Genomic DNA, 26,931 nt, shown 5'->3' on the forward strand with positions numbered 1-26,931 from the left:
GTGCGGGGCGAGTGGTGTGCAGGATGCCACTCGCCCCGCACTGTGATCGGACGAAGATCCTTCTGGACGACTCTTCTGGATAAGGTGCAGATATGAAGCTCGAACTTCGCGGCATCACCAAGCGATTCGGTACTCTCGTCGCCAACGACCACATCGATCTGGTGGTCGAACCGGGGCAGATCCACGCGCTGCTCGGTGAGAACGGCGCAGGCAAGTCCACGCTGATGAACGTCCTGTACGGCCTCTATCAGGCCGACGAGGGCGAGATCCTCCTCGACGACGTCGTGCAGCGCTTCCGCGGCCCCGGTGACGCGATGGCGGCCGGGATCGGCATGGTGCACCAGCACTTCATGCTCGTGCCCGTCTTCACGGTGGCGGAGAATGTGATGCTCGGCCACGAACAGACCAAGGCCCTCGGCACGCTCGACATCGCGAAGGCGCGAGAGCACGTGCGATCGGTGGCAGCGCGGTTCGGCTTCGACATCGACCCCGACGCGCTCGTCGGCGACCTCCCGGTCGGCGTCCAGCAGCGCGTCGAGATCATCAAGGCCCTTTCCCGCGATGCCAAGGTGCTCGTCTTCGACGAGCCGACGGCCGTGCTGACCCCGCAGGAGACGGACGAGCTCATGGGCATCATGCGCCAGCTCCGCGACGAGGGCACGGCGATCGTCTTCATCACCCACAAGCTCCGCGAGGTGCGCGAAGTCGCCGACAAGATCACGATCGTCCGTCTCGGACGCGTGGTCGGCGAGGCCTCGCCCTCGGCGACGAACGCCGAGCTCGCTTCGCTCATGGTCGGACGCGCCGTCGAGCTCACGGTGCACAAGGACGCGCCCCGTCTCGGCGACGGAGGACTCGAGATCTCGGGTCTGCGGGTGCTCACACCTGCCGGCGCGATCGTCGTCGACGGCATCGACTTCGCGGTGCGCCCGGGTGAGGTCCTCGCGATCGCGGGCGTGCAGGGGAACGGCCAGACCGAGCTGGTGGAGGCCATCGTCGGCCTCGCCGCTCGTGTGGAGGGGAGCATCACGCTCGACGGGACGGAACTCGTCGGCAAGAGCGTGCGCGCGATCCTCGACGCCGGCGTGGGCTTCGTCCCCGAGGACCGGACCGAAGACGGATTGGTCGCCGGTTTCTCCGTCGCGGAGAACCTGATCCTCGACCGCACAGACGACCGCACCTTCAGCCGCGGCGGAACCATCCTGCGGGGTGTGCTCGACGCCTTCGCCAAGGAGCGCATCCGCGAGTACGACATCCGCACGCAGGGGCCGGACACTCCGGCCGGCACGCTCTCGGGCGGCAACCAGCAGAAGGTCGTCATCGCGCGCGAGATGAGCCGTGAACTGCGGCTGCTGGTCGCCGCACAGCCGACCCGCGGCGTCGACGTCGGCTCGATCGAGTTCATCCACAAGCAGATCATCGAGACGCGCGATTCGGGCGTCCCGGTGATCGTCGTCTCCACCGAGCTCGACGAGGTCGCCGCCCTCGCCGACCGGATCGCGGTCATGTACCGCGGAGCGATCGTCGGCATCGTGCCCGGCGACACCCCCAGAGAGACACTCGGACTCATGATGGCCGGAGCGGCTGAAGGAGAGGTGGCGGCGTGAGCGGATCGACGCCCGGCGCGGGAGACGTGACCAAGGGCATCCCCCCGGAGCAGCTCGGCACGCCGACCGGCACGGTTCCCCGCGATTCCTCCGATGTGCCGCCGCCGCCCCGCGGCAACGTCATCCTCAAGGAGATGCTGCGCGGCAGCGCCGTCACGACGGTCCTCGCGATCGTCCTGGCGCTCATCGTCGGCGGCATCCTCATCGCCTCCACCAACGAAGACGTGCAGGAGGCCTCCGGCTACTTCTTCGCGAAGCCCGGCGACACGATCGCCGCCGCCTGGAACGCGGTGTACAACGGGTACGAGGCGCTGTTCCGCGGTGCGATCTTCAACGCGCGCGGCGCTGATTTCGCGGCGCAGATCCGTCCGCTCACCAACACCCTCGGTTTCGCCGCGCCATTGATCGCCGCGGGCCTCGGTGTCGCACTCGCGTTCCGTGTGGGACTGTTCAACATCGGTGCACGCGGCCAGATGCTCATCGGCGTCGCGGTCGCCGCTCTGCTGACCTTCTCGCTCGACCTGCCGCTCTGGCTGCACATCCCCGTGACGCTGATCGCCGGTATCGCAGGCGGCGCGCTCTGGGGTGCCATCGCCGGCCTCATCAAGGCACGCACCGGTGCGCACGAGGTGATCCTCACGATCATGCTCAACTACATCGCGTACTACCTGCTGCTCTGGATGATCCGCACACCGGGCCTCCTGCAGAAGCCGGGCACGAACCAGGCACTGGGGTCGGCCACGCCGGAGAGCGCGCAGTTCCCGACGCTGCTCGGGCCGCAGTTCCCCCTTCTCGATTTCGGATTCGTGGTCGTGGTCGTGGCGACGCTGTTCGTCTGGTGGCTCATCGAGCGATCGTCGCTCGGCATGCGGATGCGCGCCGTCGGCGAGAACCCGCACGCGGCGCGTGCGGCGGGCATCAGCGTGCAGCGGGTCTACGTCTACGCGATGCTGTTCGCCGGAGGCCTCGCGGGCCTCGCGGGCATGAACCAGATCCAGGGTGCGGTCACGACCGGTGTCACCGAGACGATCGACGCCGGCATCGGCTTCGATGCGATCACCGTCGCGCTCCTCGGACGCAGCCGCGCCTGGGGCACCTTCGCCGCCGGCATCCTGTTCGGCGCGCTCAAGGCGGGATCGTTCTCGATGCAGGCGCAGGACATCCCGGTCGACATCGTGCTGGTCGTGCAGTCCCTGGTCGTGCTCTTCATCGCCGCGCCGCCGCTGCTGCGCGCCGTGTTCTTCCTGCCCAAGACCGACATCGAGAAGGCGGCCCGGCTCCGAGCCAAGGCCGCGAAGAAGGCGGTGACGGCATGATGTCTCTCGTGCACACCGAGGCAGCCGACGGCACGGTGCAGCTCGCGACCGTGAAGCAGCGGCACCTCAAGGCGCCGATCGTGCTGGCCGTCGCCGCTGCGCTCCTCGCGATCCTCTTCGTGTTCGTTCCGCGCGACGGCACCAGCACCTTCCGACTCTCCGACAAGTCGTCGGCGCTCGCGCTGCCCGACGTCGCCCTTCCGACGGCCTCGACCTTCTGGGTCGTGTTCGGCATCCTCGTCGTCCTGACGGTCGGAGCATTCCTCCGCGCATGGACGTATCGCAAGCCCTCGCTGTGGCTGGTCGTCGCGTTCAGCACGCTCGCCGTCTTCGCGTTCCTCGTCTGGGCATCCGCCGGCGGACTCGTCCCGGTCACGAGCCTGCTCTTCGGCGCGGTGTCGCTGTCGGTGCCGCTCGTGTTCGGCGCCCTGGGCGGCGTCATCGGCGAACGCGCCGGCGTGGTGAACGTCGCCATCGAAGGACAGCTGCTGCTCGGCGCCTTCTCGGCTGCGCTCCTCTCCAGCATCACCGGCAACCCGTTCGTCGGGCTGGTCGGAGCGATGATCGGCGGCGTCCTGGTGGCCAGCGTGCTCGCCGCGTTCGCGATCAAGTACCTCGTCGAGCAGGTCATCGTCGGCGTCGTGCTCAACGTGCTCGTCACCGGTCTCACCGGCTTCCTCTACGGGGCGCTGCTCGCTCCGAACGAGGCGACGCTGAACACCCCGGTGCGCTTCCCGCGCATCGAGATCCCCGTGCTGAGCGACATCCCGATCATCGGCCCCGTGCTCTTCAACCAGACGTTCATCGGGTATCTGATGTTCGTCACCGTCGCCGTCGTGGCCTGGGGCCTGTACCGCACCCGCTGGGGTCTGCGCCTGCGCGCCGTCGGCGAGCACCCGCAGGCCGCCGACACCGTGGGCATCAAGGTCAACCCGACCCGGTTCTGGAACGTGCTGCTGGCCGGTGCGATCGCGGGCATGGGCGGTGCGTACTTCACGCTCGTCTCGGTGCCGCAGTTCGGCAAGGACATGACGGCGGGTCTCGGCTTCATCGCCCTCGCCGCCGTGATCTTCGGTCGCTGGGACCCGATCCGTGCGACGCTCGCCGCGCTGCTGTTCGGCTTCGCGACGAACCTGCAGAACCTGCTCTCGATCCTGAAGACGCCGATTCCCGGCGAGTTCATGCTGATGCTCCCGTACCTGGTGACGCTGCTCGCGGTCGCCGGATTCGCGGGACAGATCAAGGCACCCGCGGCAGACGGCAAGCCGTACATCAAGTCCTAGCCGTGTCCCGAAGAAGGAAGCTCCACAATGACTGACATCGACTGGGACGAGCTCCGTCAGGTCGCGACCGATGCCATGACGAAGGCGTACGCGCCGTACTCGCGGTATCGCGTCGGCGCAGCGGCGCTCGTCGGCGACGGACGCATCGTCGCCGGCTGCAACGTCGAGAACGCCTCCTACGGCGTGACGCTGTGCGCCGAATGCGCGCTCGTCGGCGACCTGCACATGTCGGGCGGCGGCCAGCTGGTCGCGTTCGTGTGCGTCAACAACGACGGGCAGACGATCATGCCGTGCGGTCGCTGCCGCCAGCTGCTCTTCGAGCACGCCATGCCCGGGATGCTGTTGGAGACCGTCTCCGGCATCCGCACGATCGACGAGGTGCTGCCCGACGCGTTCGGGCCCCGAGACCTGGAGGATGCACGATGACCGTCGAGCCCTACGATGCAGTGGATGTCATCCGCGCCAAGCGGGACGGCGGCGCCGTGCCCGAGAAGGCGCTTCGGTGGATGGTCGACGCCTACACCCGCGGCTACGTCTCCGACGCGCAGATGGCCTCGTTCGCGATGGCGATCTTCCAGCGCGGTATGGAGCGCGACGAGATCCGTGTGCTGACCGATGCGATGATCGCGTCGGGGGAGCGGATGAGCTTCGCCTCGCTCGGCAAGAAGACCGTCGACAAGCACTCCACGGGCGGCGTCGGTGACAAGATCACCCTTCCGCTCGCGCCGCTGGTGGCGTCGTTCGGCGTGGCGGTGCCGCAGCTGAGCGGTCGCGGCCTCGGTCACACCGGCGGCACGCTCGACAAGCTCGAGTCCATCCCCGGCTGGCGCGCGGCGCTCAGCAACGAGGAGATGTTCGCGCAGATGCAGGGCGACGTGGGAGCGGTCATCTGTGCGGCGGGGTCGGGCCTCGCACCCGCCGACAAGAAGCTCTACGCTCTGCGCGACGTGACGGGAACGGTCGAGGCCATCCCGCTGATCGCGTCGAGCATCATGTCGAAGAAGATCGCCGAGGGCACGGACGCCCTCGTCCTCGACGTCAAGTTCGGCTCCGGCGCCTTCATACAGGACATCGATCGCGCCCGGGAGCTGGCCCGCACGATGGTCGCGCTCGGCACCGATTCCGGTGTCGCGACGACCGCGCTGCTGACCGACATGAACGTCCCGCTGGGGTTCGCGATCGGCAACGCCAACGAGGTGCGCGAATCCGTGGAGATCCTCGCCGGCGGCGGCCCCTCCGACGTCCGTGAGCTGACCATCGCGCTCGCGCAGGAGATGCTCTCCCTCGCCGGGAAGCCGGATGCCGACGTGGAGGCCGCCCTCGACGACGGCCGTGCGATGGACAGCTGGAAGGCGATGATCCGCGCCCAGGGCGGCGATCCGGATGCCGAGCTGCCGACCGCACGCGAGACGCACGTCGTCACGGCTCCGACCGACGGCGTCGTGACCCGCATGGACGCGCTGCCGTTCGGCATCGCCGCCTGGCGTCTGGGTGCGGGGCGCGCCCGTGCCGAGGACCCCGTGGTCTTCGAGGCGGGCATCGACCTGCACGTCAAGCCGGGCGATCGTGTCGACGCCGGGCAGCCGCTGTTCACGCTGTCCGCGGCGGACGAGGCGCGGTTCCCGCGGGCGATCGAGGCGCTCGAGGGCTCGTGGGCGATCGGGGACAAGGCGCCGGCCGCCGGTCCCATCGTGCGCGAGCGCATCACCGCCTGACGGCGACCGCTAACCTGAACTCAGCACTTCCGCCACCGAGAGGATCACCATGTCGATCGATGCGAACGGCGACGTCACCATCCAGGGGATCTCCCTCCGCAGCCTGCCCAAGGTGTCGCTGCACGACCACCTGGACGGCGCCCTGCGACCGGCCACGATCATCGAGCTGGCGGACGAGATCGGCCTCGAGGTGCCGGAGGCGGAACCCGCCGCGCTCGGCAGTTGGTTCGCGAAGCAGAGCGACTCCGGCTCGCTCGTGGAGTATCTGAAGACCTTCGACCTCACCACCGCCGTGATGCAGACGCAGGAGGGACTCACGCGGGTCGCGCGCGAGTTCGTCCAGGACCTGGCGGCGGACGGCGTGATCTACGGCGAGGTGCGCTGGGCTCCGGAGCAGCATCTGAGCCGCGGCCTCACGCTGGAGCAGACCGTCGAGGCCGTGCAGCAGGGCATCGAGGAGGGCGAGGACGCCGCGGACCGCGACGGTCGCAGCATCCGCGTCGGCCAGCTGATCACCGCGATGCGCCATACGGATCGCTCTCTGGAGATCGCCGAGCTCGCGGTGGACTTCCGTGGACGCGGTGCCGTCGGCTTCGACATCGCCGGGCCCGAGGACGGCTTCCCGCCGTCGAACCACCGCAAGGCCTTCGACTACCTCGCCGAGAACTTCTTCCCGGTGACCGTGCACGCCGGTGAGGCCGCCGGACCCGCATCGATCCGCTCGGCACTGCTCGACGGTCGCGCTCTGCGCCTCGGCCACGGCGTGCGCATCGCGGAAGACCTCCAGGTCGTCACCCAGGAGGGCGACGAGGTGCAGGTGCAGTTCGGGGAGCTGGCCCGCTGGGTGCGCGATCGCGAGATCCCGCTGGAGCTCTCCCCGTCGTCGAACCTGCAGACCGGGGCCATCGCCGCATGGGGCACCACGCTGGCCGACCACCCGTTCGACCTGCTCTACCAGCTCGGCTTCGCGGTCACGGTCAACGTGGACAACCGCACGATGAGCGCCACGTCTCTCACCCGCGAGCTCGCCCTGCTCGTCGAGGCATTCGAGTACGACCTCGACGACCTCGAGACCTTCCAGTTCAACGCGGCCGCAGCCGCCTTCCTGCCGGTCGAAGAGCGCGAAGAGCTCGTCGAGATGATCGCCGAAGGATTCAACGACTGAGATGTCTCGCACCACTCGACGTCGGGCGAGCGTTCTCGCCGTGATCGTGGGCGCCGCCGTCGTCCTCTTGGGCGGGGGAGCCGTCGCCGCCTTCGTCTGGACCAACGGGACGCCCGACGCGGAGAAGAAGCCGACGACGACGGCGTCGGACCTTCCCACGCCGGAGCCCGAGCCCGAACCGCTCTCGGCCGCCGAGCAGATCCTCGCCGACGCCGACAATCCGCTGGCCTGCGCGGTGTCCTTCGCCGGTGACGGCATCATGCAGGATCCCATGCTGCAGTGGCAGAACGGCCTCTACGTGGCGCTGCCGATCCCAGCGTCGGATGGACGGGTCTTCGCCGGCTGGTACGCGACGCCGGACGACGCCGCGGCTCTCACCCCCGAGGCCCGTGTCAACGGCGCCGATCCGGTGACGTGCACCGACCAGCAGATCGAGCTCCACGGCGCCTGGACGACGCCGGAGGAGAACGTCGCCGCCAACACGCAGGTCTCGATCCTGATGTACCACCAGTTCACGACGAACCCCGACGGCGAGTCCGGGTGGCTGCGGGGGAACTACGCGTACATCGGCGACTTCGACGCCCAGATGAACCACATCGCCACGACGGGCTTCTACCTGCCGACGTGGGACGAGCTGAGTGCTTTCATCGACGGGCGTCTGTACCTTCCCGCCCGTTCGGTGATCATCACGGACGACGATGCGGATCAGACCTGGTTCGACCTCGCGGTGCCGCTCGTGGAGAAGTACGAGCTGCTCACGACCTCGTTCATGATCACGGCGTACCGCTCGGACCCGCCGCCGTCCATCTACGTCCTGAGGCGTTCGCACACGCACGACATGCACCAGGCCGGGGCCAACGGCCAAGGTCGCATCGTCAACTGGACGCCCGACGAGATCGCCGCGGACCTCAACATGTCCGGTGACATCCTCGGCGTCCGCGAGGTCATCGCCTACCCGTTCGGGCACTACAACGACACGGCCAAGCAGGGCGTCCTGCAGGCCGGCTATGAGATGGCGCGGACGATCGAGCCGGGCTATGTCACGATCGGCACCGACAAGCTCGCGCTTCCCGTCGTGCGCATCGACTACGGGATGGGGCTGGACGCGCTGATCAAGCGCATCGGCTGACGCCCGATGTCCCGGCAGGATGGTCGCATGCCTGCTTCCGTGCTCATCGTCGGCCCCGCCTCGTGGAACACCCTCGTCGTCCTCGACCGGCTCCCGGAGCCCGTCCCGCACATGCAGTTCGCGGAGGAGACGTGGGAGACGGTCGGCGGGACGAGCGCCGGAAAGGCGCTCAGCCTCACGGCGCTCGGGCGTGCGACGACGCTCTACGCGCAGGCGGGCGACGACGAGCAGGGCGACAGGCTCCGCGATGCACTGCGCGCCGCCGGGGTGAACGTGCGGTGGGCGGACGGAGTGACGGAGCGGCACCTCAACCTGATGACCCGCGGGGGTGAACGGGTCTCGCTGTACCTCGCCGCCCCGCGGGCGACGGCGGGCGCCCTCGACGACGCCGTGCGGGCTGCGATGACGGCCGCCGACGTGGTCGTGCTCGATCTCGGAGCGGAGTCCGAGCGGCTGCTGCCTCTGGCGCGCGCGGTCGGTACGCCGATCTGGGTCGACGTGCACGACTACGACGGGGAGGCCGAGTTCCACCGGCCGTTCCTGGCCGCGGCGGATGCGGTCTTCTGCAACGCCGATCGGCTCGACGACCCGGTGGCGTTCCTCCGCCGATGCATCGCCGCCGGATCCCGCCTCGCCGTCTGCACGCTCGGGGCGGACGGCGCCCTGGCGATCGACGAGGACGGCACCGAGCACCGAGTGGCGGCGGTCCCCGTCGAGGTCACCGATACGAACGGTGCGGGGGACGCCTTCTTCGCCGGCGTCCTCGACGCCCGGCTCTCGGGGGCCGGTGTCGCCGACGCTCTCGCTGCGGGAGCGGCATCGGCGTCCGTCGTGCTGCGCACGCGGCATCTGCATCCGCTTCTGGACGCCGTGCGACCGCTCTCCCCGTGAGCGCGGATCAGCGGACGAGTTCTCCGAGGAAGGCGCCCGCGCGCTCCGTGACCTCGGCGTGCATGTCGTCCATCGAGATCGTGGGCGTGCCGTCGCCGGCCTGCGGACCGTAGTCGCCGAAGGAGGCGTGCGATGCGCCCTCGATCTCGACCATCTCCGCATCGGCGGGAAGCTGATCTCGCGCGGCATCGATCTTCTCCGGAGTGGAGAGCCCGTCATCGCTGCCGGCGAGACTGAGCACCGGCAGCTCGCTCGCGGAGAGATCCGTCGCGCAGTACGATCCGAAGAGCACGAGCGCATCCGCATCGGCCGCCAGCTGACAGGCGCGCACGCCGCCGAGGGAGTGCCCGCCCACACCCCAGACATCGACGCCCGGCGCGGCCGACGTGAAGGAGTCGAGCCCGCGCGGATCGAAGAAGGCGAGGTTCAACCAGGGGCGGGTGATCACCACCGTGACGCCGTCCTCCGCGAGCCCCTGCAGGATCGCGGCATATGCCCAGGGGTCGACCTTCGCGCCCGGGATGAAGACCAGACCGAGTTCGGACTCGCCGTCGGCCGGAGCGAGGACGATCCCCTGCTCGGCGTCCTCCACCGTGATGGCGGCGTTGTCGCGGACACCGGCCAGCGGTCCCGGTTCGGCGGGCATGACGCCGATCTGGCTCCAGGCGACGATCCCGCCGACACCGAGCACCAGCACGATCGCGAGGCTCCAGAGCACCCACTTCAGGACGCGACGACCCCGTTTCCTCTGCACAGGTCAACGCTACTCCGCCGCAGGACGCCTTCCGGCAGCGGCGCCGACCGACGGGTGGGTGGCGAGGTACTCCTCGAATGCCTCGCGAGTGGTGCGCGTCGGGACGAAGCCGAACTCCTCCTTGAGCCGCCTGTTCGCCAGGACGGGCCGGAACCGCAGGAACGGCACCTTCTCCGGACCATGATCGGTGAGGCGCAGCATCCGTCCGATCCGTAGCGCAGAGGCGAGCGCCCAGGCGGGGAGCACGAACTGGCGTCTGCCCAGCCGCGCCGCGATCTCGGGCACCGTCATCCGCCCGTCGCCCGCGACGTTGAAGACTCCGGCCGGACCGGCGGTCGCGGCCCGCACCATGGCGTCCGCGACATCGTCCACCCAGATGAACACGAAGGGGGAGTCGGAGCCGGCGATGCGGAGGATGCGGCGGCCGTCCCACAGTGCGGTGATCTGATTGCGCACGGAGGGCCCCAGGATCGTGCCGATGCGGAACACGACCTGTTCCAGCTCGGGGTGGGTCGTGCGATGCTCGGCGAGCATCTCCTCGACGAGGCGCTTGTGCCGCGAGTACGGGAAGGCGTCGTTGCCGCGGAGCGGCTGGTCCTCGTCGATCCATTCCGGGTTGTCCGCGTGGTAGCCGTAGGCGGCGCCGGAGCTGGAGACCACGATCCGTCGCACTCCCGTAGCGACGCACGCCGCGAGGACGTTCGCCGATCCTTCGACGTCGACGCGGTACTCCCGGTCGACGTCCCGCCCCGGGTTGACGATCGCGGCGAGGTGCACGACGGTGTCGATGCGGTACTCCCGAAACAGGGGAGCGATCGCATCGGCGTCCTGCACGTCGAGCACGACGTCCAGGATGCCGGGTCGCACGACGCCGGTGCGCAGATCCGCGGAGACGACGAGCTCGACGTCGTCTCTGGCGGCCAGTGCGTGTGCGACGTGGGATCCGAGGAACCCGCCGCCCCCGGTGATCAGCACGCGCGTCATGGCGCAGCCTCGGTCACGGTGCGCCCGCTGGCATCGCCGGTCGCCGAGCCGGTGCGCCTCTTCGTGTGCCGCGCCCAGAGCCCCGCGAGGACCAGGCCGGCGATGATGTCCCAGATGCCCCACCAGCCGGCGACGATGGCCATGCCGCCGAGCCCGTCGAAGAACAGGAAGACCAGGCCGAGGCCGAGACCCGCGTTGCGGATGCCGACCTCGAACGTCATCGCCTTCCGTTCGCGGGTGCCGAGGCCGCCGACGACCGCCGTGCCGTATCCGAGAGCCAGCGCCACGGCGTCGTGCACGGCGACCACCAGGAGGATCACGCCGAGGACCTGGACGAAGACCGCCCAGTTGCCGACGAGCGCTGCGACGATGAAGCCGAGCAGGGCGATGAGGCTGAACCACTTCACGAACGGCTGCACGCGGGCGGACAGGCCGGGGGCCTTCGCTCGCAGCAGGAGGCCGAGCGCGAAGGGGAGGCCGACGATGAGCAGGATCTCCAGCAGCATCCGCCACGGGTCGAGGGCGACGTCGCGCAGCAGCGTGCGCGCGGTCGGATGCAGCGACCCCCAGAACGTGATGCTCAGGGGCATCGCGACGATGTACAGGAGGTTGCCCACCGCGGTCAGCGACACCGACAGCGCGACGTTGCCGCCGGACCGGTGCGTGAGCACCTGGGAGATGTTGCCGGGCGGGCAGCACGCCACGAGCAGCATGCCGAGCGCCATCGACGGCGGGACCGGGAGCACCAGCGTCAGCAGGAACGTGGCGATCGGCAGCAGGAGCAACTGGGCGAGGAGGGCGATGACGAAGGGCTTCGGATGCTTCGCCACGACGCGGAAGTCGCTCGGAGCGGTGTCGAGGGCGATCCCGAACATGATCAGCCCGAGCACCACGTTGAGGATGGTCAGGGTTCCTGGTGTGAACGAGAGGACGACGTCGTCGACGTTCACGCCGATGCCTCCAGGGCGCTCTTCTCGCGACGGACGGCGCCGCGGTAGGCGTCCTTGTTCACGTAGTACGCCATCCGGTCGAGTCCGAGGTAGTGGTATCCGCCGGTCAGGTCCGGCCAGGGCGCCGCGGTGACACGGTCACGGAAGCGTGCCGCACGTGCCGGATCGCGCTCGACCGCGTCGAGATAGGCGGCGAGGAGGTCGGCCTGTTCGTAGCGGCCCTGCCAGCCGATGCCCGACGCCTCGATCATGCCCATCACGTACAGCCCGTTGAACGACGCGGGGAACAGGTTGAGGAAGAGGCGTGGCGATGCGCCCTGCCAGTGGAGGTGCTCCCGGTCCACGAAGGGGTAGTCGAGCGTGTATCCGGTCGCCAGGAGCACGAGGTCGTAGTCGTCGGCGCTGCCGTCGCGGAAGTGCACGGTGCTTCCGTCGAATCGCTCGACGTCGGCCCGGATCCGCAGGTCACCCTGACCCAGATGATTGAGGATCATGGTGTTCACGATGGGGTGCGACTCGTAGATGCGGTAGCGGGGCTTCGGGAAGCCGAAGCGGACCGGATCGCCCGTGAAGGCCCGCAGGACGCGGCTGTCGACCGCCTGCTTGATCCTCGCGGGAAGCGGACGCCCCTGGTTGAGCGTGTCGCTGGGCCGGCCGAACAGGTAACGGGGGACAAAGTAGTACCCGCGCCGCACGCTCATGTCGACGGATGCCGCGTGGTGCACGGCATCGACCGCGATGTCGCAGCCGGAGTTGCCCGCGCCGATCAGGAGCACCCGCTTGCCGGTGAGCTGCCCCGCCGACTTGTAGGCGCTGGTGTGCAGCAACTCGCCCGCGAAGGATCCGGGGAAGTCCGGGATGTTCGGCTCCGCGAGCGTCCCGTTCGCGAGCACGACGCCGGCGTACCATCGCGTCTGCGCCCCGTCGGGCCCGTTGCTTGTGAGATCCCATCCGCCGTCGCGCGGTTCGAGACGCGTGACCCTCGACTCGAACCGGAACAGGCCGGCGAGGTCGAAGTGCTCCGCGTAGTCCCGGAAGTAGTCCCGCATCACCCGGTGGCCGGGATAGTCGACGCGGGAGCGCATCGGGAACTCCGTGAACTCGGTCGTCGTGCGCGACGAGATCAGGTGCGCCGACTCGTACATCGTGCTGCGTGGATTGGTGATGTCCCAGAGGCCGCCGACGCCGTGGGACGCCTCGTACCCGTCGACCGCGATGCCGCGGTTCTGCAGCGCGCGAGCCGTGGCCAGCCCCGACGGGCCCGCGCCGATCACGGCGTATCTGTTCATGCTACTCCCCGCACGTCACTGTGCTCGAAAAGGCGATGCTCGAATGGGCGGCGCTCGGGAAAGCGCCCCCGCCCCCGATCGTATCGGGTGGGCGGGGGCGCTTCGGCACGGCGCGGGATCAGGCGTCGCGGAGTGCCTGCTGTCGCTTCTCGACGGCGTCGCGGACGGCGGCGAACAGCGGATGCTCCGGGTCGAGTCCCGTGGTGAGCGCGGTGAGCGCCCGCGCATCCTCGGAGAGCAGCAGCCTCTGGAGCTCGACCGACTGCTCGTCGTCGGCGTCGTCGAACTCGAGCGCCGCGGCGACAGCGGCGACCAGGGCGTCAGCGGGCAGACCCCGCTCCGCGGCCATGGCCGCCGGCCCGATGAACCGCTCGTTCCTCGAGATCTTGCGGAGCGGCTGTCGCCCGACGCGCTGCACGGTGTCGACCAGAGAGGGGTTGCGGAACCGGTCGAGGATCGTCGCCCGGTAGTCCGCGAGATCCTCGGGATCGAGCCCGTGCTCGGCGACCAGCACTGCCGATGTCTCTTCGAGCGCCGCCGACACGCGGGCGGCGATGTCGGGATCGGCCAGCGCGTCGGAGATGCGCTCGACACCGGCGCGGGCACCGAAGTAGGCGGTCGCGGCATGTCCCGTGTTCACCGTGAAGAGCTTGCGCTCGATGAACGGCGCGAGGTCCTCGACGAAGTGCGCCCCGGGAATGTTCGGCAGGGCGCCGCCGAACGGGACGGACTCGATCGCCCACTCGAAGTACGGCTCGACCGTGACGTCCACACCCCCGCCGGGCGGCTGCGCCGGCACGATGCGGTCGACGGCGGTGTTCGCGAAGACCGCGCGCGACAGCAGGTCTCCGGCATCCGCCCCGGCCGCCGTCTGGATCTCCGAACGGAGCAGGTCCGTCGCGCCGATCGCGTTCTCGCACGCCATCACTTGAAGTGGTGGGGCGTCGGGGGAGCGCTGCGCGAGACCCGCGACGATCGCCGGTGCCACGAAGCGCAGCACGGTGGGTCCGACCGCGGTCGTGACGACGTCCGCCGTCGCGACCTCTTGGGTGAGGGCCCCTGGGTCGGTGCGACTGTTCACCGCGCGGAACCCGGTGACGACATGGTCGACGCCGCCGGGGCCCGCCTCGTGCACGGTGTACTCGTCGACTGCGTTGATGGCGTCCACGAGGGCGTCGGCGACGTCGGAGAACACGACCTCGTAGCCACCCTCGTGCAGCAGCAGGCCCACGAAGCCGCGCCCGATGTTGCCGGCGCCGAAGTGGACCGCCTTCATCGCCCGTCCGTCGCTCATCGCTCGATCACGGCTCACTCGTTCACGGCGGAGAGCAGCGCGAACAGCTCGTCCGGAGTCTGCGCGGCGTTGAGCTTCTCGACGTCGTCCTCGTCGGAGAAGAGGATCGCGATCTGCGACAGGATCTCCAGGTGCTCGTCGCCCCGCCCCGCGATGCCGATCACGAACGTCGCGGGTTCGCCGGCCCAGTCGACGCCGCCGTCGTAGCGGACCACCGAGAGCGCGGAACCGAGGATCGCGTCCTTCGTGTCGTTCGTGCCGTGCGGGATCGCGAGGCCGTTGCCCATGTAGGTCGAGACGGTCTCCTCGCGCTGGCGCATCGCGTTGACGTAGGCGGGTGTGACGGCTCCTGCGGAGACGAGGATGTCGGTGGCCTCCTGGAGCGCAGCCTCCTGCGTGCTGCTGCCGGAGTGGATGCGGACCTGGCCGAGGGTCAGAACGCTCATGGGGTTTCCTTTCGCTGGTCGCGGACCATCTCGACGACCTCTTCGTACTTCGGAGAGTTCATGAAGTTGTCGACCGACACGTGGATCGAGTTCGGCGACTGGGCCTTCGCGCGATCCGTCAGCTGCTGCTGGGTGATCACGAGGTCGGCCGTGCCGTCGAGGTTCGCGATGGCCTGGTTCGTGACGGTGACGCCCTCGACCCCGGCCTTCTTGAACTTGTTGCGCAGCACGCTCGCACCCATCGCCGACGATCCCATCCCGGCGTCGCAGGCGAACACGACGTTCTCGATCCGACGATCGGTCGCCACGGCTGCTCCGGCTGCCGCGGCGCCCGAAGAAGCGCGCAGGGCGTCCATCGCTGCGGACGACTTGCCCTTGTTGGCCTCGGTCTGTGCGATCGCGGCTCCGAAGCTGTCGCCCTCGGCTGCGAGGTCGCGCTTGCGCGAGGCCCGCAGGATGACGCCTGTGATCAGGAAGGTGACCACGGCGGCGACGACCACCGAGAGGTATACGACGAGGAGGTTGCCCACGCCGCCGCCGATGGCGGCCGCGGTCACGGCGATGATGCTGCCCGGTGCGGCCGGGAAGGCCAGGCCACCGCCCAGGATCATGTTCGTGGTGACTCCGGCCGCTCCGCCCGCGATCAGTGCGAGGATCGTGGTCGGCTTGCTCAGCGCGTAGGGGAAGTAGATCTCGTGGATTCCGCCGAAGAACTGGATGATCGCTGCACCGGGTGCCGATGCCTTCGCGACGCCCACTCCGAAGAACGTGAACGCGAGCAGCAGGCCGAGTCCGGGGCCGGGGTTCGCCTCGATGAGGAACAGGATCGACTTGCCCGTCTCCGCCGCCTGCTCGATGCCGAGAGGCGTGAACACGCCGTGGTTGATGGCGTTGTTCAGGAACAGCACCTTCGCCGGCTCGACGATGATCGACACCAGCGGCAGCAGGCTGAGCGAGACCAGCCAGTCGACGGCGGCACCCAGGACCGCGCTGATGCCGAGCATCACGGGGCCGAAGGCGAAGAAGCCGAGGATGGCGAGGACCATGCCGAGAATGCCGGCCGAGAAGTTGTTGACGAGCATCTCGAACCCGGGGCGGATCCTGCCGTCCCACAGCCTGTCCATCTGCTTCGTGATCCATGCGGCGAGCGGCCCCATGATCATGGCACCGAGGAACATCGGGATGTTCGTGCCGACGATGACGCCCATCGTGGCGATCGTCGCGACGACCCCGCCGCGCTCGCCGTAGACCATGCGGCCGGCGGTGTTGGCGATGAGCAGGGGAAGGAGATAGGTCACCATCGGCCCGACGAGGCCGACATAGGCGAAGAAGTTCCCGCCTTCGCCCTCTGCGACCGCCGTCATCGCGCCCTGCCAGCCGATGGTGGCGGAGTCGCCTCCACCGCCGATGATCTCGGCGACCGGCGCCCAGTGCCAGCCGAAGGGGCTGTCCGCGCCGAAGAATCCGGCGGGGATGAACAGCATCGTGATGAAGCCCCACGCGATGAAGGCCGCGATGTTGGGCATGATCATTCCGGACAGGAACGTGCCGAAGCGCTGCACGCCTGTTCGGAGGCCGCCCGTTCTCTGGGCGGCGGGTGACGTCGTCGTCATGATGTCGTCTCTTTCTGGTGAGGGGAGAGGGCGGCTGTGGCATCGGCCACGGCCTTGCGGGCACCGGCGGCGTCGTCCGCCGCCAGTGCGACCTGTGCGAGGCTGCGGGCCTCGTCGAGGGTGCGTTCGGAGAGGGTGTGCCTGACGTCCGCCAGAGCGGACGGAGCCATCGACAGGCTCGTCGCGCCGAGACCGACGAGCACGACCGCGAGCATGGGGTCGGCGGCGGCCTCGCCGCAGATCCCCACCGGCTTGCCGAGGCGGGACCCGGCATCTCCGACCTCGCGCACCAGGCGGAGGACGGCGGGATGCCAGGGATCCTGCAGGCCGGCGACCGAGCCGAGCATCCGATCGGCGGCCATCGTGTACTGCGTGAGGTCGTTCGTGCCGATCGAGGCGAAGTCGGCGTGCGCGAGCACCCGGTCGGCGAGCAGTGCGCTGGCGGGCACCTCGACCATGACTCCGGCGGTCTTCAGCCCGTAGTCGCGGGCGAGGGCGGTGAAGTACACCGTCTCCTCCACGGTCGCCACCATCGGCGCCATGACCCACAGGTCGGCGTCGGTCTGGGCATCCGCCTCTGCGAGGGCGGTCAGCTGCTCGCGCAGGATGTCCTCGCTCGCGCGCAGCGCTCGGATGCCGCGGAGCCCCAGTGCCGGATTCTCCTCGTGCGCGTCGTTGAGGAACGCGAGCGGCTTGTCGGCCCCGGCGTCGAGCATCCGCACGACGACCTTCTTGCCGGGGAACGCTTCGAGCAGCTCGCGATACGACTCGCGCTGCTGCGCGATCGTCGGCGCCTGCGATGACGACAGGAACAGGAACTCGGTGCGGAAGAGCCCGACGCCCTCGGCCCCCCGTTCGACCGCATCGGCCGCGTCCGCGGGTTTCCCCAGGTTCGCCAGCAGCGCGATCGGCGTGCCGTCGGCGAGGGCGCCGGGAGTCAGTGGTGCGGCATCGGCCGACATGCGAGCGGCCGCGCGCTGAGCGGCGCGATCCTTCTCGTCCGCCGTCGGGTCGACCGTCACGACACCGGCGGCCGCGTCGACGATCACCGTGTCGCCGTTCGCGAGCGTGAATCCGTCGGCGACGCCCACGATCGCGACGATGCCCTTCTCGCGGGCGAGGATCGCCGTGTGCGAGGTGGGCCCGCCGTCGACGGTGATCAGCGCGAGCACCTTGTCCAGGTCGAGCAGCGCCGTGTCCGCCGGCGCGAGATCACGCGCTACGAGGACGAACGGATGCCCGGGGTCCGGGACGCCGGGGGCATCGACGCCGCGCAGCCGTGCGAGCACCCGCTGGGCGATGTCGTCGAGGTCGGCGGCGCGCTCGCCGAGATAGCCTCCGACGGCTTCGAGGGTCGCGCGGAAACCGGCGAATGCGTCGTGCACGGCCCGCTCGGCGGTCGCTCCCGCGTCGATTCGTCCGTCGACCTCGTCCTGCAGCGTCGGGTCCTCCGCGATCATCGCCTGCGCCTCGAGCACCTCCTGCGCCGAGCCGCCCGCGGTCTCGCCGCGCGCGGTCAGCTCCTGGGCGACGACCGAGATCGCCTCGCGCACCCTGGCGCGCTCGGCCTCTGCGCCGATGCTGCTGGGGGTCTCGTCGGGCGCGGGCATGGCCTCGGTCATCCGGACGACGGGCCCCTGGGCGACACCGAGGCCGATTCCCACACCGCGCAGCTCGCTCATCCGGCGGCGTCCTGGTCGTGGTCCGTCGTGAGCAGCTCGGTGAGGGTGTCGAGCACGTCTTCCGCGCCGTCGCCGTCCGCGGTCAGGGTCACATAGTCGCCGTGCTCGACGGCGAGGGAGATGACGCCCAGGATGCTGGCGGCGTTCACCGGCTTGCCGGAGTCCTTGGCGATGGTGACGGCGAGGCCCGACTCCTTGGCGGCCTGTGCGAAGAGCTTGGCGGGTCGTGCGTGCAGGCCGTGGGAGGAGCCGATCCGAACGGTGCGTGTGGCGGTCATGATGTTCCTTTCGGGGAGTTCCTGAGGTCGTCGAGGAAGGATCGTGCGAACGCGAGGGTGAGAGCGCCGTCGTGGTCGGCGAACACGTCGTCCGGAAGCACGGCGACGGGCGAATGCGCGTGATCGCGGATCGCGTCGAGACGGTCCGCGAGATGGGGACCGACCAGGATCAGGTCGTGGTCGCTGGCGGAGACGGAATGCTCCATGCCGGCCGAAGCATCCCAGTCGAGCCCGGCGTTGGTCGCCGCGCGCCGGAGCCGCTGGGCGACGAACGTGCTGGACGCACCGGCGCCGCACACCACGAGGATCCTCATTGATTCCACCTTCCTGAGAACAGTCTGTGAACCAACGGGTGTGCTGCGCCAACAGGTTCCTTTCCGCCCCCGCGGAACAGCGGCTTCCGCGCACGGCCACCCCGGTAGCTGACATCATGGAGGTCACGCCAGGACAGTGCAGTCAGCACGTGGGGAAGTCGGAGGGATCATGTCGCGACAGCGTCAGGACCAGCTCCTCTCCACCCTGCTCCGTCAGGAGGGCTGGGCGACCGCGGCGAGTCTCGCCGACGTTCTCGGCGTCACGCCGCGCAGCATCCGCTCCTATGTCGCCGCGCTGAACGCGCGCACGCCCGGCGCCGGCGTCATCGAGTCGGGACCGGCGGGCTACCGCGCGGGGCCTGGCGCCCGCGGCGCCATCCGGATGCGGCAGACGGGGGAGTCGGCGCCGCGCGACCGGCTGCACGCGCTCGTGCGGACTCTGCTGGATCTGCCCGACGGCATCGACGTCTTCGACACCGCCGACGAGCTGCATGTCAGCGAAGCGACCCTGGAGGCGGACCTCGTGCGCGTGCGCGGGCTGCTCGACGGCACCGACCTCGCTCTGGAGCGCGACCGGGAGACGGTACGGCTGCGCGGGAACGAAGCGGCTCAGCGCCGGCTGCTCAGCAGACTGGCGCACGACGAGATGGACGACGCATCGTTCCATCCCGAGACCTTCCGCCGGGCCCTCTCCGGCAGCGCGGTCGCGGCGCACGCCGTCGGACCGTTCAAGACCGCGCTGGTGCGCGAGCTGGGCGAGCTCGGCTACTACGTGAACGAGCTGGCGATCGCCGACGTGCTGCTGCACATCGCCATCGCGGCGGAGCGCGTCGCCGCGGGCCACGCGCTCGAGTCCTCGCCGGCCGGCGCTCGGGAGGAGATCCCCCGGGTGGGGGCGGTCATCGCCCGCCTGGCCGCCGAGAACTTCGGCGTCGTGCTCGGCGAGGGGGACAGCGGTCACCTCGCCTCGCTCGTGCTCACGCGCATCGTCGCCCCCGGCGAGGACGCCGCCGGCGACGTCGCACGCAGCGGCGTGGATCCTGCCGTGGAGGCCGCCGTACGGGCCGAGATCACCCGGGCAGCCGACGACTACCAGGTCGATCTCGTCGACGAGACCTTCGTGCTCCGTCTCGCGCTGCACGTGCAGAACCTGCTGCGCCGGGCGGAGGAGAGCGCGCTGACCCGCAACCCGCTCACGCGGTCGCTCAAGACGTCGTACCCGATGATCTTCGAGGTCGCCGTCTCGATCGCGAGCGGGCTGCACGACCGGGTCGGCACGCCGATCCACGACGACGAGATCGCGTACATCGCGATGCACGTCGGCGGACGGCTCGAGCGCAGCAGGAAGGCCGAGTCCATCCTGACCGCCACGATCGTCTGCCCCGGCTACTACGAGCTGCACGAACTGCTGCGCTCCAGTGTCGACAGGTCGCTCGGATCGGCCATCGAGGTCACGAGCGTCGTCACGAACGTCGACCCCGACTGGGCGTCGTTCGACACGGATCTGGTGCTCAGCACGATCGAGCCCGGATCCGCCGGGGACCGCTTCGTGCGCATCCAGCCGTTCCTCACCGACGCGGACGTCGACCGCATCCAGCAGGCGGCTGCGCGTCTCCGCCGCGGTCGGCGGCTCACGAGGCTCCGCGGCGAGCTCGCCCGCTACTTCCACGCCGACGCCTACGTCTTCCCGCTCCCCGACGAGGGCGAAGAGGCGATCATCCGTCGCCTCGGCGGTCTGCTGGTCACGGCCGGCCTGATCGGCGAGGACTACGTCGAGAACACGATCGCCCGCGAGCGGATGTCCTCGACCGCCTTCACGGATGCCCTGGCGGTGCCGCACGCCCTGCAGATGACCGCGAGCCGCACGGCGATCGCGATCGGGGTGACCGACGGCTCGGCCGCCTGGGGCGGCGGCCGGGTGCAGGTCGTCGCGCTCGCGGCATTCAGCGAGAGCGATCGCGCGGCGTTCCAGACCGTGTTCGAGCAGCTCGTCGAGGTGTTCAGCGAACGTGACAGCGTGCAGCGCATCGTGCGGCGCGGGACGACGTTCGAGGCGTTCCTCGACGAGCTGGTCGCCGTCATCGACGGCTGAGCGCGGCGATCACGACCGCGGGTCGAGCACCTCCGCGAGCTGATCGAGCACCGCATCCGATGACGCGGAGTCCGTCGTCTCCAGCACGACCGCGTCGCCGGTGCCGATCGCGAGGTCCATCACCGCCAGCACGCTGCTGAGATCCACGACCGAGCCGTCGGCGGTGCGGAGCGTGATCGTCGCCGTGTGCGCCTGAGCGAGGCGCACGAGCTCGGCGACAGGGCGCGCATGCACCCCGTTGTGAGCGCTGACGACGATCCGGCGGGTCGGCATGGTCAGGAGCGCTCGTCGAGCAGTGCGCGCACGCCCGCCTCGAGTTCTGCCACGGCCGCCAGGGCGCCCTCGGCGGATTCGGCGCGGGAGTCGATGTAGACCTTGAGCTTCGGCTCGGTGCCGCTCGGGCGCACGATCACCCGGGAGCCGTCGGTGAGGCGGTACCGGAGGACATCGCCCGAGGGCTGCCCGGGGGCGCCCTGCAGCAGGTCTTCGGCGGAGGCGATCGAGCGCCCGGCGATCTGCGTCGGGGGCAGCGTGCGCAGGGCCAGCATGACGTTGCCGATGACCGCGAGATCCTCGACGCGCACCGAGACCTGCCCGCTGGCGAAGTGGCCGTAGGTCTCGCCCAGCTCGCGGAGCAGGTCGGCGAGCGTGGCCCCGCGTCCGTGCGCCTCTGCGGCGAGTCCGAGGATCGCGATCGCTGCGGAGATGCCGTCCTTGTCGCGGACGGTCTCCGGGTTCACGAGGTAGCCGAGGGCCTCCTCGAAGCCGAAGGCGATGCCCGGTGCGCGGGAGATCCACTTGAAGCCGGTGAGCGTCTCGTGGAAGTCGAGCCCGTGATGCGCCGCGATCGCGGCCAGCCCGGGCGAGGAGACCAGAGAGCATGCGAGGGACGCACCGGGAACACCGGCGGCCGCCCGTGCCGCGCGAGTGCCGAGCAGCAGTCCGACCTCGTTGCCGGTGAGCCTCCGCCAGCCGCCCGGTGCCGCAGCATCGGGGATGGCCAGGGCGAGGCGGTCGGCATCCGGATCGTTCGCCAGGATGAAGTCGGCCTTCGCGCGGCGGGCCGTCGCGAAGGACAGATCCATCGCGCCCGGCTCCTCCGGGTTCGGGAACGAGACGGTGCGGAACGTGGCGTCGGGGGTCAGCTGCTCGTCGACGACGGCGGGCTGCGGGTAGCCGGCAGCGTGCAGGATGCGCGACAGCGTCTCCCACCCGACCCCGTGCATCGCGGTGTAGACCCAGCGGAGTTCCGAGGCCCCCTCGGGAGCCGGTGCCACCGCCGCGGTCGCCGCCACGTACGCCTCGACGATGTCCTCGCCCGCGGTCTCGTAGGCGGTCGAGCGGGGGAGGGCGGCTGCGTCGGCGGCATCCGCGATCCGCTGGATGTGCGCGGCGATCTCGGCATCCGCCGGGGCGACGATCTGCGAACCCTGGTCGCGGCCGCCGAGGTACACCTTGTAGCCGTTGTCGTTCGGCGGGTTGTGGCTCGCGGTCACCATCACGCCGGCATCCGCGCCGAGATGGCGCACGGCGTAGGCGAGCACCGGCGTCGGGAGCAGTCGGGGGAGCAGGATCGCGCGGAGCCCGGCTCCGGCGAGGAGCTCGGCGGAGTCGGTGGCGAAGATCCGCGAGTTGCGGCGGCCGTCGTAGCCGATCACGACGGTCGGCGTGCCGCCCGTCGACTTCTCGCGGAGGTAGGCCGCGAAACCGGCGGCGGCCTGGGCGACGAGCACGCGGTTCATCCGGTTGCTGCCGGCGCCGAGCTCACCGCGCAGGCCGGCGGTTCCGAACGCGAGTCGCGTGCGGAACCGGTCGTCCAGGTCGGCGAGGGCCGCGGCATCGCCGCCGCCGGCCCGGGTGATCAGACCGGCGAGCTCATCCCGGGTCTCGTGGTCGGGGTCCTGTCGCAGCCAGGCACGGGCCTCGGCGAGCCGCTCGTCGTTCACAGGGCCTCGACCACCCTGGCCAGGAGGGCGGAGATCACCGGCTCGGCCTCGCGCCCGGCCTCGATGACCTCGGCGTGGCTGAGAGGAGTCTTCTGGATGCCGGCGGCGAGGTTCGTGATGAGCGAGAATCCGAGGATCTCCATGCCGGCCTCGCGCGCCGCGATGGCTTCGAGAGCGGTCGACATGCCGACGATGTGGCCGCCGATGTGCTTCGCCATCTGCACCTCGGCCGGGGTCTCGTAGTGCGGGCCGCGGAACTGCGTGTAGACGCCTTCGTCGAGGCTCGGGTCGACGGTGCGGGCGATGTCGCGCAGACGCTGGGCGTACAGGTCGGTGAGGTCGATGAACGTCGCCCCTTCGAGCGGCGAGTCGGCCGTGAGGTTGATGTGGTCGCTGATCAGCACGGGCTGGCCGGGCTTCCACGTCTCGCGGATGCCGCCGGCGCCGTTGGTCAGCACCATGATCTTCGCCCCCGCGGCGGCGGCGGTGCGGACGCTGTGCACGACCCGGCGCACGCCGTGGTCCTCGTAGTAGTGCGTGCGTGCGCCGATCACGAGCACGTTCTTCCCGCCGGGGGTGCGGATGCTGCGGAGCGTCCCGACGTGGCCCTCCAGGGCGGGCTTGGAGAACCCGGTGACCTCGGTGGCGGGGATGGTCGCGACGGTCTCGCCGATGATGTCGGCGGCCTTGCCCCAGCCGCTGCCGAGTGTGAGGGCGATGTCGTGGTTCTCGACGCCGGTCAGGCGCGCGATGTCGGCGGCGGCCTGCGCGGCCACCTCGAACGGGTTCGCGGTCGGGTCGTCGAGGGGGTTGCTGTGGTTTTCGGGCATGGATCCACTCTAGGAAGGTGCAGGCTCCGGGGCCAGGATTGCGGAAGAATGGATTCCATGACTTCCACCCCTTTCGAGCGCACTCAGCGCGTCGCCGTCCTCGGCGGCGGTCCCGGCGGATACGAGGCGGCCCTGGCGGCCGCTCAGCTCGGAGCCGAGGTGACGCTGATCGAGCGCGTGGGCGTCGGCGGAGCCGCCGTCCTGACGGATGTCGTGCCGTCGAAGAGCCTGATCGCCACAGCCGACGCGGCCGTCGCGATCTCCGAGGCGAGCGACCTCGGCGTGAACTTCTACGCGAAGGGCGACCACGGCAAGCCGCTGAAGCCCGAGATCGCGATCAACCTCGCCGCCGTGAACAAGCGCCTCCTCGCGCTCGCCGGTCAGCAGTCGGAGGACATGCGCTCCACTCTCCTGGACGCCGGCGTGCGGATACTCTCCGGACACGGCCGGCTCGAGGGAGCGAACGCCATCATCGTGTCGACCGGCCAGGGCGGGACCGATTTCGACCGCGTCGAGGCCGACACGATCATCGTGGCGGTCGGCGCCGCGCCGCGCGAGCTGGACTCCGCGAAACCCGACGGCAAGCGCATCCTGACGTGGACGCAGCTGTACGACATGAAGGCGCTCCCAGAGCACCTCATCGTCGTCGGCTCCGGCGTGACGGGTGCGGAGTTCGCCTCCGCCTACATGAACCTCGGCGCGAAGGTCACGCTCGTCTCGAGCCGCGACCAGGTGCTGCCAGGGGAGGACAAGGACGCGGCGAGCGTCCTGGAGAAGGTCTTCAAGCGCGGCGGCATGACCGTGCTCTCCAAGTCCCGCGCCGACAAGGTCGAGGCGACCAAGGACGGCGTCACGGTCACGCTGTCCGACGGCCGCACGGTCGAGGGCAGCCACTGTCTGATGGCGGTGGGGTCGATCCCGAACACCGCCGGCATCGGGCTCGAGGAGGCGGGCGTCGAGCTCAACGAGTCGGGCCACGTCCGCGTCAACAAGGTCGCACGCACCTCGGTCCCGAACGTGTACGCGGTCGGCGACTGCACGAACTTCTTCCCGCTCGCCTCGGTCGCCTCCATGCAGGGACGCACCGCGGTGTTCCATGCGCTCGGCGACATCGTGATCCCGCTCGAGCTGATCAAGATCACCTCGAACATCTTCACCGCCCCGGAGATCGCCACGGTCGGCTACTCGGAGAAGGACGTGGAGGACGGCGTCGCCGACGGCCTCGTCTACAAGCTCCCCCTCGCCGCCAACCCGCGCGCGAAGATGATGGGGATCAAGGACGGCTTCGTGAAGATCATCGCCCGCAAGGGATCGGGCACCGTGATCGGCGGCGTCATCGTGGCGCCCAAGGCCTCGGAGCTCATCTACCCGATCGCGGTCGCCGTCGAGCGACGGCTCACGGTCGACCAGGTCTCCCGGGTCTTCGCGGCGTACCCGTCGCTGTCGAGCAGCATCACCGACGCCAGCCGCGCGATGCACCTCGGCTACATCTCCTGACGCACGAGAAAGGGCGCCCCGCTTCGGCGGGGCGCCCTTTCTCGTGCCGATCGTCAGCTGATGGTGAGCAGCTGATGCCCCGCCGAGACCGTGGCCCCGGCATCCGCGTTGATGTTGCCCACGACGCCGTCCTTGTGCGCCTGCAGCGGCTGCTCCATCTTCATCGCCTCGAGCACGACGACGAGGTCGCCCTTGACGACCTGCTGGCCCTCTTCGACCGCGATCTTGACGATCGTCGCCTGCATGGGCGACTTCACCGCGTCGCCGGAAGCGCCGGCGTTGACGGTCGTGGCGTGGCTGCGACGCGACGGCGGCACCGCCGCCGGACGACCGGTCGTGCCGGCCGGGGCGGCCACGCGATCCGGGAGGCTCACCTCGAGGCGCTTGCCCGCGACCTCGACGACCACCGTGTGGCGTGAGCCGGTCGCTGTCGGCGATTCGAGTTCGCCGTCCCAGGCGGGGATGTCGTTCACGAACTCGGTCTCGATCCACCGGGTGAAGATGCCGAACTCGCCGCTCTCCGCGGTGAAGGCGGGGTCGCGCACGACCTTGCGGTGGAAGGGCAGGACGGTCGGCATCCCGGCGACCTCGAACTCGTCGAGGGCCCGGCGGGAGCGCTCGAGGGCTTCGGCGCGGTCCTTGCCGGTCACGATGATCTTCGCGAGCAGCGAGTCGAAGGCACCGGAGACCGAGTCGCCCGCGGTGACGCCGGAGTCGAGACGGATGCCGGGGCCGCCGAAGGTCTTGAAGACGTGGATCGGACCCGGCTGGGGGAGGAACCCGCGGCCCGGGTCTTCGCCGTTGATGCGGAACTCGATCGAGTGCCCCTGCGGCGTCGGGTCGTCGTAGTCGATCGTGCCGCCGGCGGCGATGCGGAACTGCTCGCGCACGAGGTCGATGCCGGTGACCTCCTCCGAGACGGGGTGCTCGACCTGCAGGCGGGTGTTCACCTCGAGGAACGACACGGTGCCGTCGGCGCCGATCAGGAACTCGCAGGTGCCGGCGCCCACGTAGCCGACCTCTTTCAGGATGGCCTTGGAGGCGGAGTACAGCAGATCGTTCTGCTCCGTGGTGAGGAACGGCGCGGGCGCCTCCTCGACGAGCTTCTGATGGCGACGCTGCAGCGAGCAGTCGCGCGTCGAGATCACGACGACGTTGCCGGCGGCATCCGCCAGGCACTGGGTCTCGACGTGTCGCGGTTTGTCCAGGTACTTCTCGACGAAGCACTCGCCGCGACCGAAGGCAGCGACGGCCTCGCGGGTCGCGGATTCGAAGAGCTCCGCGACCTCGTCGAGCTCGCGGGCGACCTTGAGACCGCGACCGCCGCCGCCGTATGCGGCCTTGATGGCGATCGGCAGGCCGAACTCCTTCGCGAACGCCACGACCTCGTCGGCGGTCTCGACCGGACCGGGGGTGCCGGGAGCGAGCGGCGCGCCGACCTTCTCGGCCACGTGGCGGGCGGTCACCTTGTCGCCGAGTGCTTCGATGGCGGCAGGCGACGGGCCGATCCAGATCATGCCGGCGTCGATCACGGCGCGGGCGAACTCGGCGTTCTCGGCGAGGAAGCCGTAACCGGGGTGCACGGCGTCCGCGCCGGCGCGGCGGGCCACCGAGAGGATCTTCTCGATCTGGAGGTAGGTCTCGGCACTGGTCGCACCGCCGAGCGCGTACGCCTCGTCGGCGAGCCGCGTGTGCAGGGCGTCCCGATCCTGATCGGCGTAGACGGCGACCGAGGCGATCCCGGAGTCGCGAGCGGCACGGATGATGCGGACGGCGATCTCGCCGCGGTTGGCGATGAGCACCTTGGCGATAGCAGGCATGGTTGCCAGCCTAGCGAGAAGGCCCTCGATCCATTT

General features: G+C 69.9%; 24 protein-coding genes. 10 read left to right on the forward strand and 14 right to left on the reverse strand.

Going from position 1 to position 26,931, the window contains the following annotated elements; genetic code table 11:
• Nucleotides 1-92 precede the first annotated feature (92 nt).
• Genes ABS642_RS00420 through ABS642_RS00455 form a run of 8 tightly spaced genes read left to right on the forward strand, consistent with a single transcriptional unit; the run spans nucleotide 93 to nucleotide 9,106 of the window.
• Nucleotides 93-1,607, forward strand: coding sequence for an ABC transporter ATP-binding protein (locus ABS642_RS00420; RefSeq protein ID WP_350351828.1), 1,515 nt, complete (start codon nucleotides 93-95; stop codon nucleotides 1,605-1,607).
• On the forward strand, nucleotides 1,604-2,923 hold the full coding sequence (locus ABS642_RS00425) for an ABC transporter permease (protein WP_282216617.1): 1,320 nt from the start codon (nucleotides 1,604-1,606) through the stop codon (nucleotides 2,921-2,923). The genes ABS642_RS00420 and ABS642_RS00425 overlap by 4 nt, the downstream gene beginning before the upstream one ends.
• The gene (locus ABS642_RS00430) at nucleotides 2,920-4,206 is read left to right on the forward strand and encodes an ABC transporter permease (RefSeq protein WP_282216618.1); all 1,287 of its coding nucleotides are present in this window, start codon (nucleotides 2,920-2,922) and stop codon (nucleotides 4,204-4,206) included. The genes ABS642_RS00425 and ABS642_RS00430 overlap by 4 nt, the downstream gene beginning before the upstream one ends.
• Nucleotides 4,207-4,233: 27 nt before the next feature.
• The gene (locus ABS642_RS00435; protein WP_046012982.1) at nucleotides 4,234-4,632 is read left to right on the forward strand and encodes a cytidine deaminase; all 399 of its coding nucleotides are present in this window, start codon (nucleotides 4,234-4,236) and stop codon (nucleotides 4,630-4,632) included.
• The gene (locus tag ABS642_RS00440; protein WP_350351829.1) at nucleotides 4,629-5,921 is read left to right on the forward strand and encodes a thymidine phosphorylase; all 1,293 of its coding nucleotides are present in this window, start codon (nucleotides 4,629-4,631) and stop codon (nucleotides 5,919-5,921) included. The genes ABS642_RS00435 and ABS642_RS00440 overlap by 4 nt, the downstream gene beginning before the upstream one ends.
• A 49-nt stretch (nucleotides 5,922-5,970) precedes the next feature.
• Nucleotides 5,971-7,086 (forward strand): adenosine deaminase, encoded by a 1,116-nt coding sequence (locus tag ABS642_RS00445; protein ID WP_282216620.1) that lies wholly within the window; start codon nucleotides 5,971-5,973, stop codon nucleotides 7,084-7,086.
• Between the two features lies 1 nt (nucleotide 7,087).
• Nucleotides 7,088-8,215 (forward strand): polysaccharide deacetylase family protein, encoded by a 1,128-nt coding sequence (locus ABS642_RS00450; protein WP_350351830.1) that lies wholly within the window; start codon nucleotides 7,088-7,090, stop codon nucleotides 8,213-8,215.
• 27 nt (nucleotides 8,216-8,242) lie between these two features.
• Nucleotides 8,243-9,106, forward strand: a complete 864-nt coding sequence (locus tag ABS642_RS00455; protein WP_350351831.1) for a PfkB family carbohydrate kinase — start codon at nucleotides 8,243-8,245, stop codon at nucleotides 9,104-9,106.
• Nucleotides 9,107-9,113: 7 nt separating this feature from the next.
• Here ABS642_RS00455 and ABS642_RS00460 read toward each other — a convergent pair whose 3' ends face one another.
• The 10 genes from ABS642_RS00460 to ABS642_RS00505 all read right to left on the reverse strand — a co-directional run bounded on the left by ABS642_RS00460 (nucleotide 9,114) and on the right by ABS642_RS00505 (nucleotide 18,710).
• The gene (locus ABS642_RS00460; RefSeq protein WP_350351832.1) at nucleotides 9,114-9,860 is read right to left on the reverse strand and encodes an alpha/beta hydrolase; all 747 of its coding nucleotides are present in this window, start codon (nucleotides 9,858-9,860) and stop codon (nucleotides 9,114-9,116) included.
• A gap of 9 nt (nucleotides 9,861-9,869) precedes the next feature.
• A complete protein-coding gene (locus ABS642_RS00465; protein WP_350351833.1) occupies nucleotides 9,870-10,844 on the reverse strand; it encodes an SDR family oxidoreductase in 975 nt (324 codons plus the stop codon).
• Nucleotides 10,841-11,794 carry a bile acid:sodium symporter family protein gene (locus ABS642_RS00470; protein WP_350351834.1) on the reverse strand — a complete coding sequence of 318 codons (954 nt, stop codon included), beginning with the start codon at nucleotides 11,792-11,794 and terminating at the stop codon, nucleotides 10,841-10,843. The genes ABS642_RS00465 and ABS642_RS00470 overlap by 4 nt, the downstream gene beginning before the upstream one ends.
• The gene (locus tag ABS642_RS00475; RefSeq protein WP_350351835.1) at nucleotides 11,791-13,083 is read right to left on the reverse strand and encodes an NAD(P)/FAD-dependent oxidoreductase; all 1,293 of its coding nucleotides are present in this window, start codon (nucleotides 13,081-13,083) and stop codon (nucleotides 11,791-11,793) included. Before ABS642_RS00475 ends, ABS642_RS00470 begins: the two co-directional genes overlap by 4 nt.
• A 118-nt stretch (nucleotides 13,084-13,201) precedes the next feature.
• Entirely contained in the window at nucleotides 13,202-14,359 is a 1,158-nt protein-coding gene (locus tag ABS642_RS00480; RefSeq protein ID WP_350353482.1) for a mannitol-1-phosphate 5-dehydrogenase, read from the reverse strand.
• Between the two features lie 32 nt (nucleotides 14,360-14,391).
• The gene (locus tag ABS642_RS00485; RefSeq protein ID WP_350351836.1) at nucleotides 14,392-14,823 is read right to left on the reverse strand and encodes a PTS sugar transporter subunit IIA; all 432 of its coding nucleotides are present in this window, start codon (nucleotides 14,821-14,823) and stop codon (nucleotides 14,392-14,394) included.
• Nucleotides 14,820-16,436 (reverse strand): PTS mannitol transporter subunit IICB, encoded by a 1,617-nt coding sequence (locus tag ABS642_RS00490; protein WP_350351837.1) that lies wholly within the window; start codon nucleotides 16,434-16,436, stop codon nucleotides 14,820-14,822. Before ABS642_RS00490 ends, ABS642_RS00485 begins: the two co-directional genes overlap by 4 nt.
• Nucleotides 16,433-18,118, reverse strand: coding sequence for a phosphoenolpyruvate--protein phosphotransferase (gene ptsP, locus ABS642_RS00495; RefSeq protein ID WP_350351838.1), 1,686 nt, complete (start codon nucleotides 18,116-18,118; stop codon nucleotides 16,433-16,435). The genes ABS642_RS00490 and ptsP overlap by 4 nt, the downstream gene beginning before the upstream one ends.
• The gene (locus ABS642_RS00500; RefSeq protein WP_282216630.1) at nucleotides 18,115-18,396 is read right to left on the reverse strand and encodes an HPr family phosphocarrier protein; all 282 of its coding nucleotides are present in this window, start codon (nucleotides 18,394-18,396) and stop codon (nucleotides 18,115-18,117) included. Before ABS642_RS00500 ends, ptsP begins: the two co-directional genes overlap by 4 nt.
• Nucleotides 18,393-18,710, reverse strand: a complete 318-nt coding sequence (locus ABS642_RS00505) for a hypothetical protein (protein WP_282216631.1) — start codon at nucleotides 18,708-18,710, stop codon at nucleotides 18,393-18,395. The genes ABS642_RS00500 and ABS642_RS00505 overlap by 4 nt, the downstream gene beginning before the upstream one ends.
• A 169-nt stretch (nucleotides 18,711-18,879) precedes the next feature.
• Between ABS642_RS00505 and ABS642_RS00510 the strand changes: the two genes are divergently transcribed.
• Nucleotides 18,880-20,802, forward strand: a complete 1,923-nt coding sequence (locus ABS642_RS00510; RefSeq protein WP_350351839.1) for a PRD domain-containing protein — start codon at nucleotides 18,880-18,882, stop codon at nucleotides 20,800-20,802.
• Nucleotides 20,803-20,811: 9 nt separating this feature from the next.
• On the opposite strand, the gene ABS642_RS00515 is transcribed toward ABS642_RS00510, so the two are convergent.
• The 3 genes from ABS642_RS00515 to ABS642_RS00525 are packed head-to-tail and all read right to left on the reverse strand — an operon-like array spanning nucleotide 20,812 to nucleotide 23,578.
• A complete protein-coding gene (locus ABS642_RS00515) occupies nucleotides 20,812-21,075 on the reverse strand; it encodes an HPr family phosphocarrier protein (protein WP_282216633.1) in 264 nt (87 codons plus the stop codon).
• A gap of 2 nt (nucleotides 21,076-21,077) precedes the next feature.
• Nucleotides 21,078-22,748 carry a phospho-sugar mutase gene (locus ABS642_RS00520; protein ID WP_350351840.1) on the reverse strand — a complete coding sequence of 557 codons (1,671 nt, stop codon included), beginning with the start codon at nucleotides 22,746-22,748 and terminating at the stop codon, nucleotides 21,078-21,080.
• Nucleotides 22,745-23,578 (reverse strand): purine-nucleoside phosphorylase, encoded by an 834-nt coding sequence (locus tag ABS642_RS00525; RefSeq protein WP_350351841.1) that lies wholly within the window; start codon nucleotides 23,576-23,578, stop codon nucleotides 22,745-22,747. Before ABS642_RS00525 ends, ABS642_RS00520 begins: the two co-directional genes overlap by 4 nt.
• A 48-nt stretch (nucleotides 23,579-23,626) precedes the next feature.
• Between ABS642_RS00525 and ABS642_RS00530 the strand changes: the two genes are divergently transcribed.
• A complete protein-coding gene (locus tag ABS642_RS00530) occupies nucleotides 23,627-25,075 on the forward strand; it encodes an NAD(P)H-quinone dehydrogenase (protein ID WP_350351842.1) in 1,449 nt (482 codons plus the stop codon).
• Nucleotides 25,076-25,128: 53 nt separating this feature from the next.
• On the opposite strand, the gene ABS642_RS00535 is transcribed toward ABS642_RS00530, so the two are convergent.
• A complete protein-coding gene (locus tag ABS642_RS00535; RefSeq protein ID WP_350351843.1) occupies nucleotides 25,129-26,895 on the reverse strand; it encodes a biotin carboxylase N-terminal domain-containing protein in 1,767 nt (588 codons plus the stop codon).
• Nucleotides 26,896-26,931: the final 36 nt, after the last annotated feature.

The organism is Microbacterium sp. A8/3-1 (assembly GCF_040267695.1).
GTDB classification, from domain to species: Bacteria; Actinomycetota; Actinomycetes; order Actinomycetales; family Microbacteriaceae; genus Microbacterium; species Microbacterium luteolum.

Excerpts from the sequence above, each read along its gene's own strand:
- ABS642_RS00420 (WP_350351828.1), top strand. The coding sequence starts at position 93 with ATGAAGCTCGAACTTCGCGGCATCACCAAGCGATTCGGTACTCTCGTC.
- ABS642_RS00430 (WP_282216618.1), top strand. The coding sequence starts at position 2,920 with ATGATGTCTCTCGTGCACACCGAGGCAGCCGACGGCACGGTGCAGCTC.
- ABS642_RS00435 (WP_046012982.1), top strand. The coding sequence starts at position 4,234 with ATGACTGACATCGACTGGGACGAGCTCCGTCAGGTCGCGACCGATGCC.
- ABS642_RS00440 (WP_350351829.1), top strand. The coding sequence starts at position 4,629 with ATGACCGTCGAGCCCTACGATGCAGTGGATGTCATCCGCGCCAAGCGG.
- ABS642_RS00445 (WP_282216620.1), top strand. The coding sequence starts at position 5,971 with ATGTCGATCGATGCGAACGGCGACGTCACCATCCAGGGGATCTCCCTC.
- ABS642_RS00450 (WP_350351830.1), top strand. The coding sequence starts at position 7,088 with ATGTCTCGCACCACTCGACGTCGGGCGAGCGTTCTCGCCGTGATCGTG.
- ABS642_RS00455 (WP_350351831.1), top strand. The coding sequence starts at position 8,243 with ATGCCTGCTTCCGTGCTCATCGTCGGCCCCGCCTCGTGGAACACCCTC.
- ABS642_RS00465 (WP_350351833.1), bottom strand. The coding sequence starts at position 10,844 with ATGACGCGCGTGCTGATCACCGGGGGCGGCGGGTTCCTCGGATCCCAC.
- ABS642_RS00475 (WP_350351835.1), bottom strand. The coding sequence starts at position 13,083 with ATGAACAGATACGCCGTGATCGGCGCGGGCCCGTCGGGGCTGGCCACG.
- ABS642_RS00480 (WP_350353482.1), bottom strand. The coding sequence starts at position 14,359 with ATGAAGGCGGTCCACTTCGGCGCCGGCAACATCGGGCGCGGCTTCGTG.
- ABS642_RS00485 (WP_350351836.1), bottom strand. The coding sequence starts at position 14,823 with ATGAGCGTTCTGACCCTCGGCCAGGTCCGCATCCACTCCGGCAGCAGC.
- ABS642_RS00490 (WP_350351837.1), bottom strand. The coding sequence starts at position 16,436 with ATGACGACGACGTCACCCGCCGCCCAGAGAACGGGCGGCCTCCGAACA.
- ptsP (WP_350351838.1), bottom strand. The coding sequence starts at position 18,118 with ATGAGCGAGCTGCGCGGTGTGGGAATCGGCCTCGGTGTCGCCCAGGGG.
- ABS642_RS00500 (WP_282216630.1), bottom strand. The coding sequence starts at position 18,396 with ATGACCGCCACACGCACCGTTCGGATCGGCTCCTCCCACGGCCTGCAC.
- ABS642_RS00505 (WP_282216631.1), bottom strand. The coding sequence starts at position 18,710 with ATGAGGATCCTCGTGGTGTGCGGCGCCGGTGCGTCCAGCACGTTCGTC.
- ABS642_RS00510 (WP_350351839.1), top strand. The coding sequence starts at position 18,880 with ATGTCGCGACAGCGTCAGGACCAGCTCCTCTCCACCCTGCTCCGTCAG.
- ABS642_RS00515 (WP_282216633.1), bottom strand. The coding sequence starts at position 21,075 with ATGCCGACCCGCCGGATCGTCGTCAGCGCTCACAACGGGGTGCATGCG.
- ABS642_RS00525 (WP_350351841.1), bottom strand. The coding sequence starts at position 23,578 with ATGCCCGAAAACCACAGCAACCCCCTCGACGACCCGACCGCGAACCCG.
- ABS642_RS00530 (WP_350351842.1), top strand. The coding sequence starts at position 23,627 with ATGGATTCCATGACTTCCACCCCTTTCGAGCGCACTCAGCGCGTCGCC.
- ABS642_RS00535 (WP_350351843.1), bottom strand. The coding sequence starts at position 26,895 with ATGCCTGCTATCGCCAAGGTGCTCATCGCCAACCGCGGCGAGATCGCC.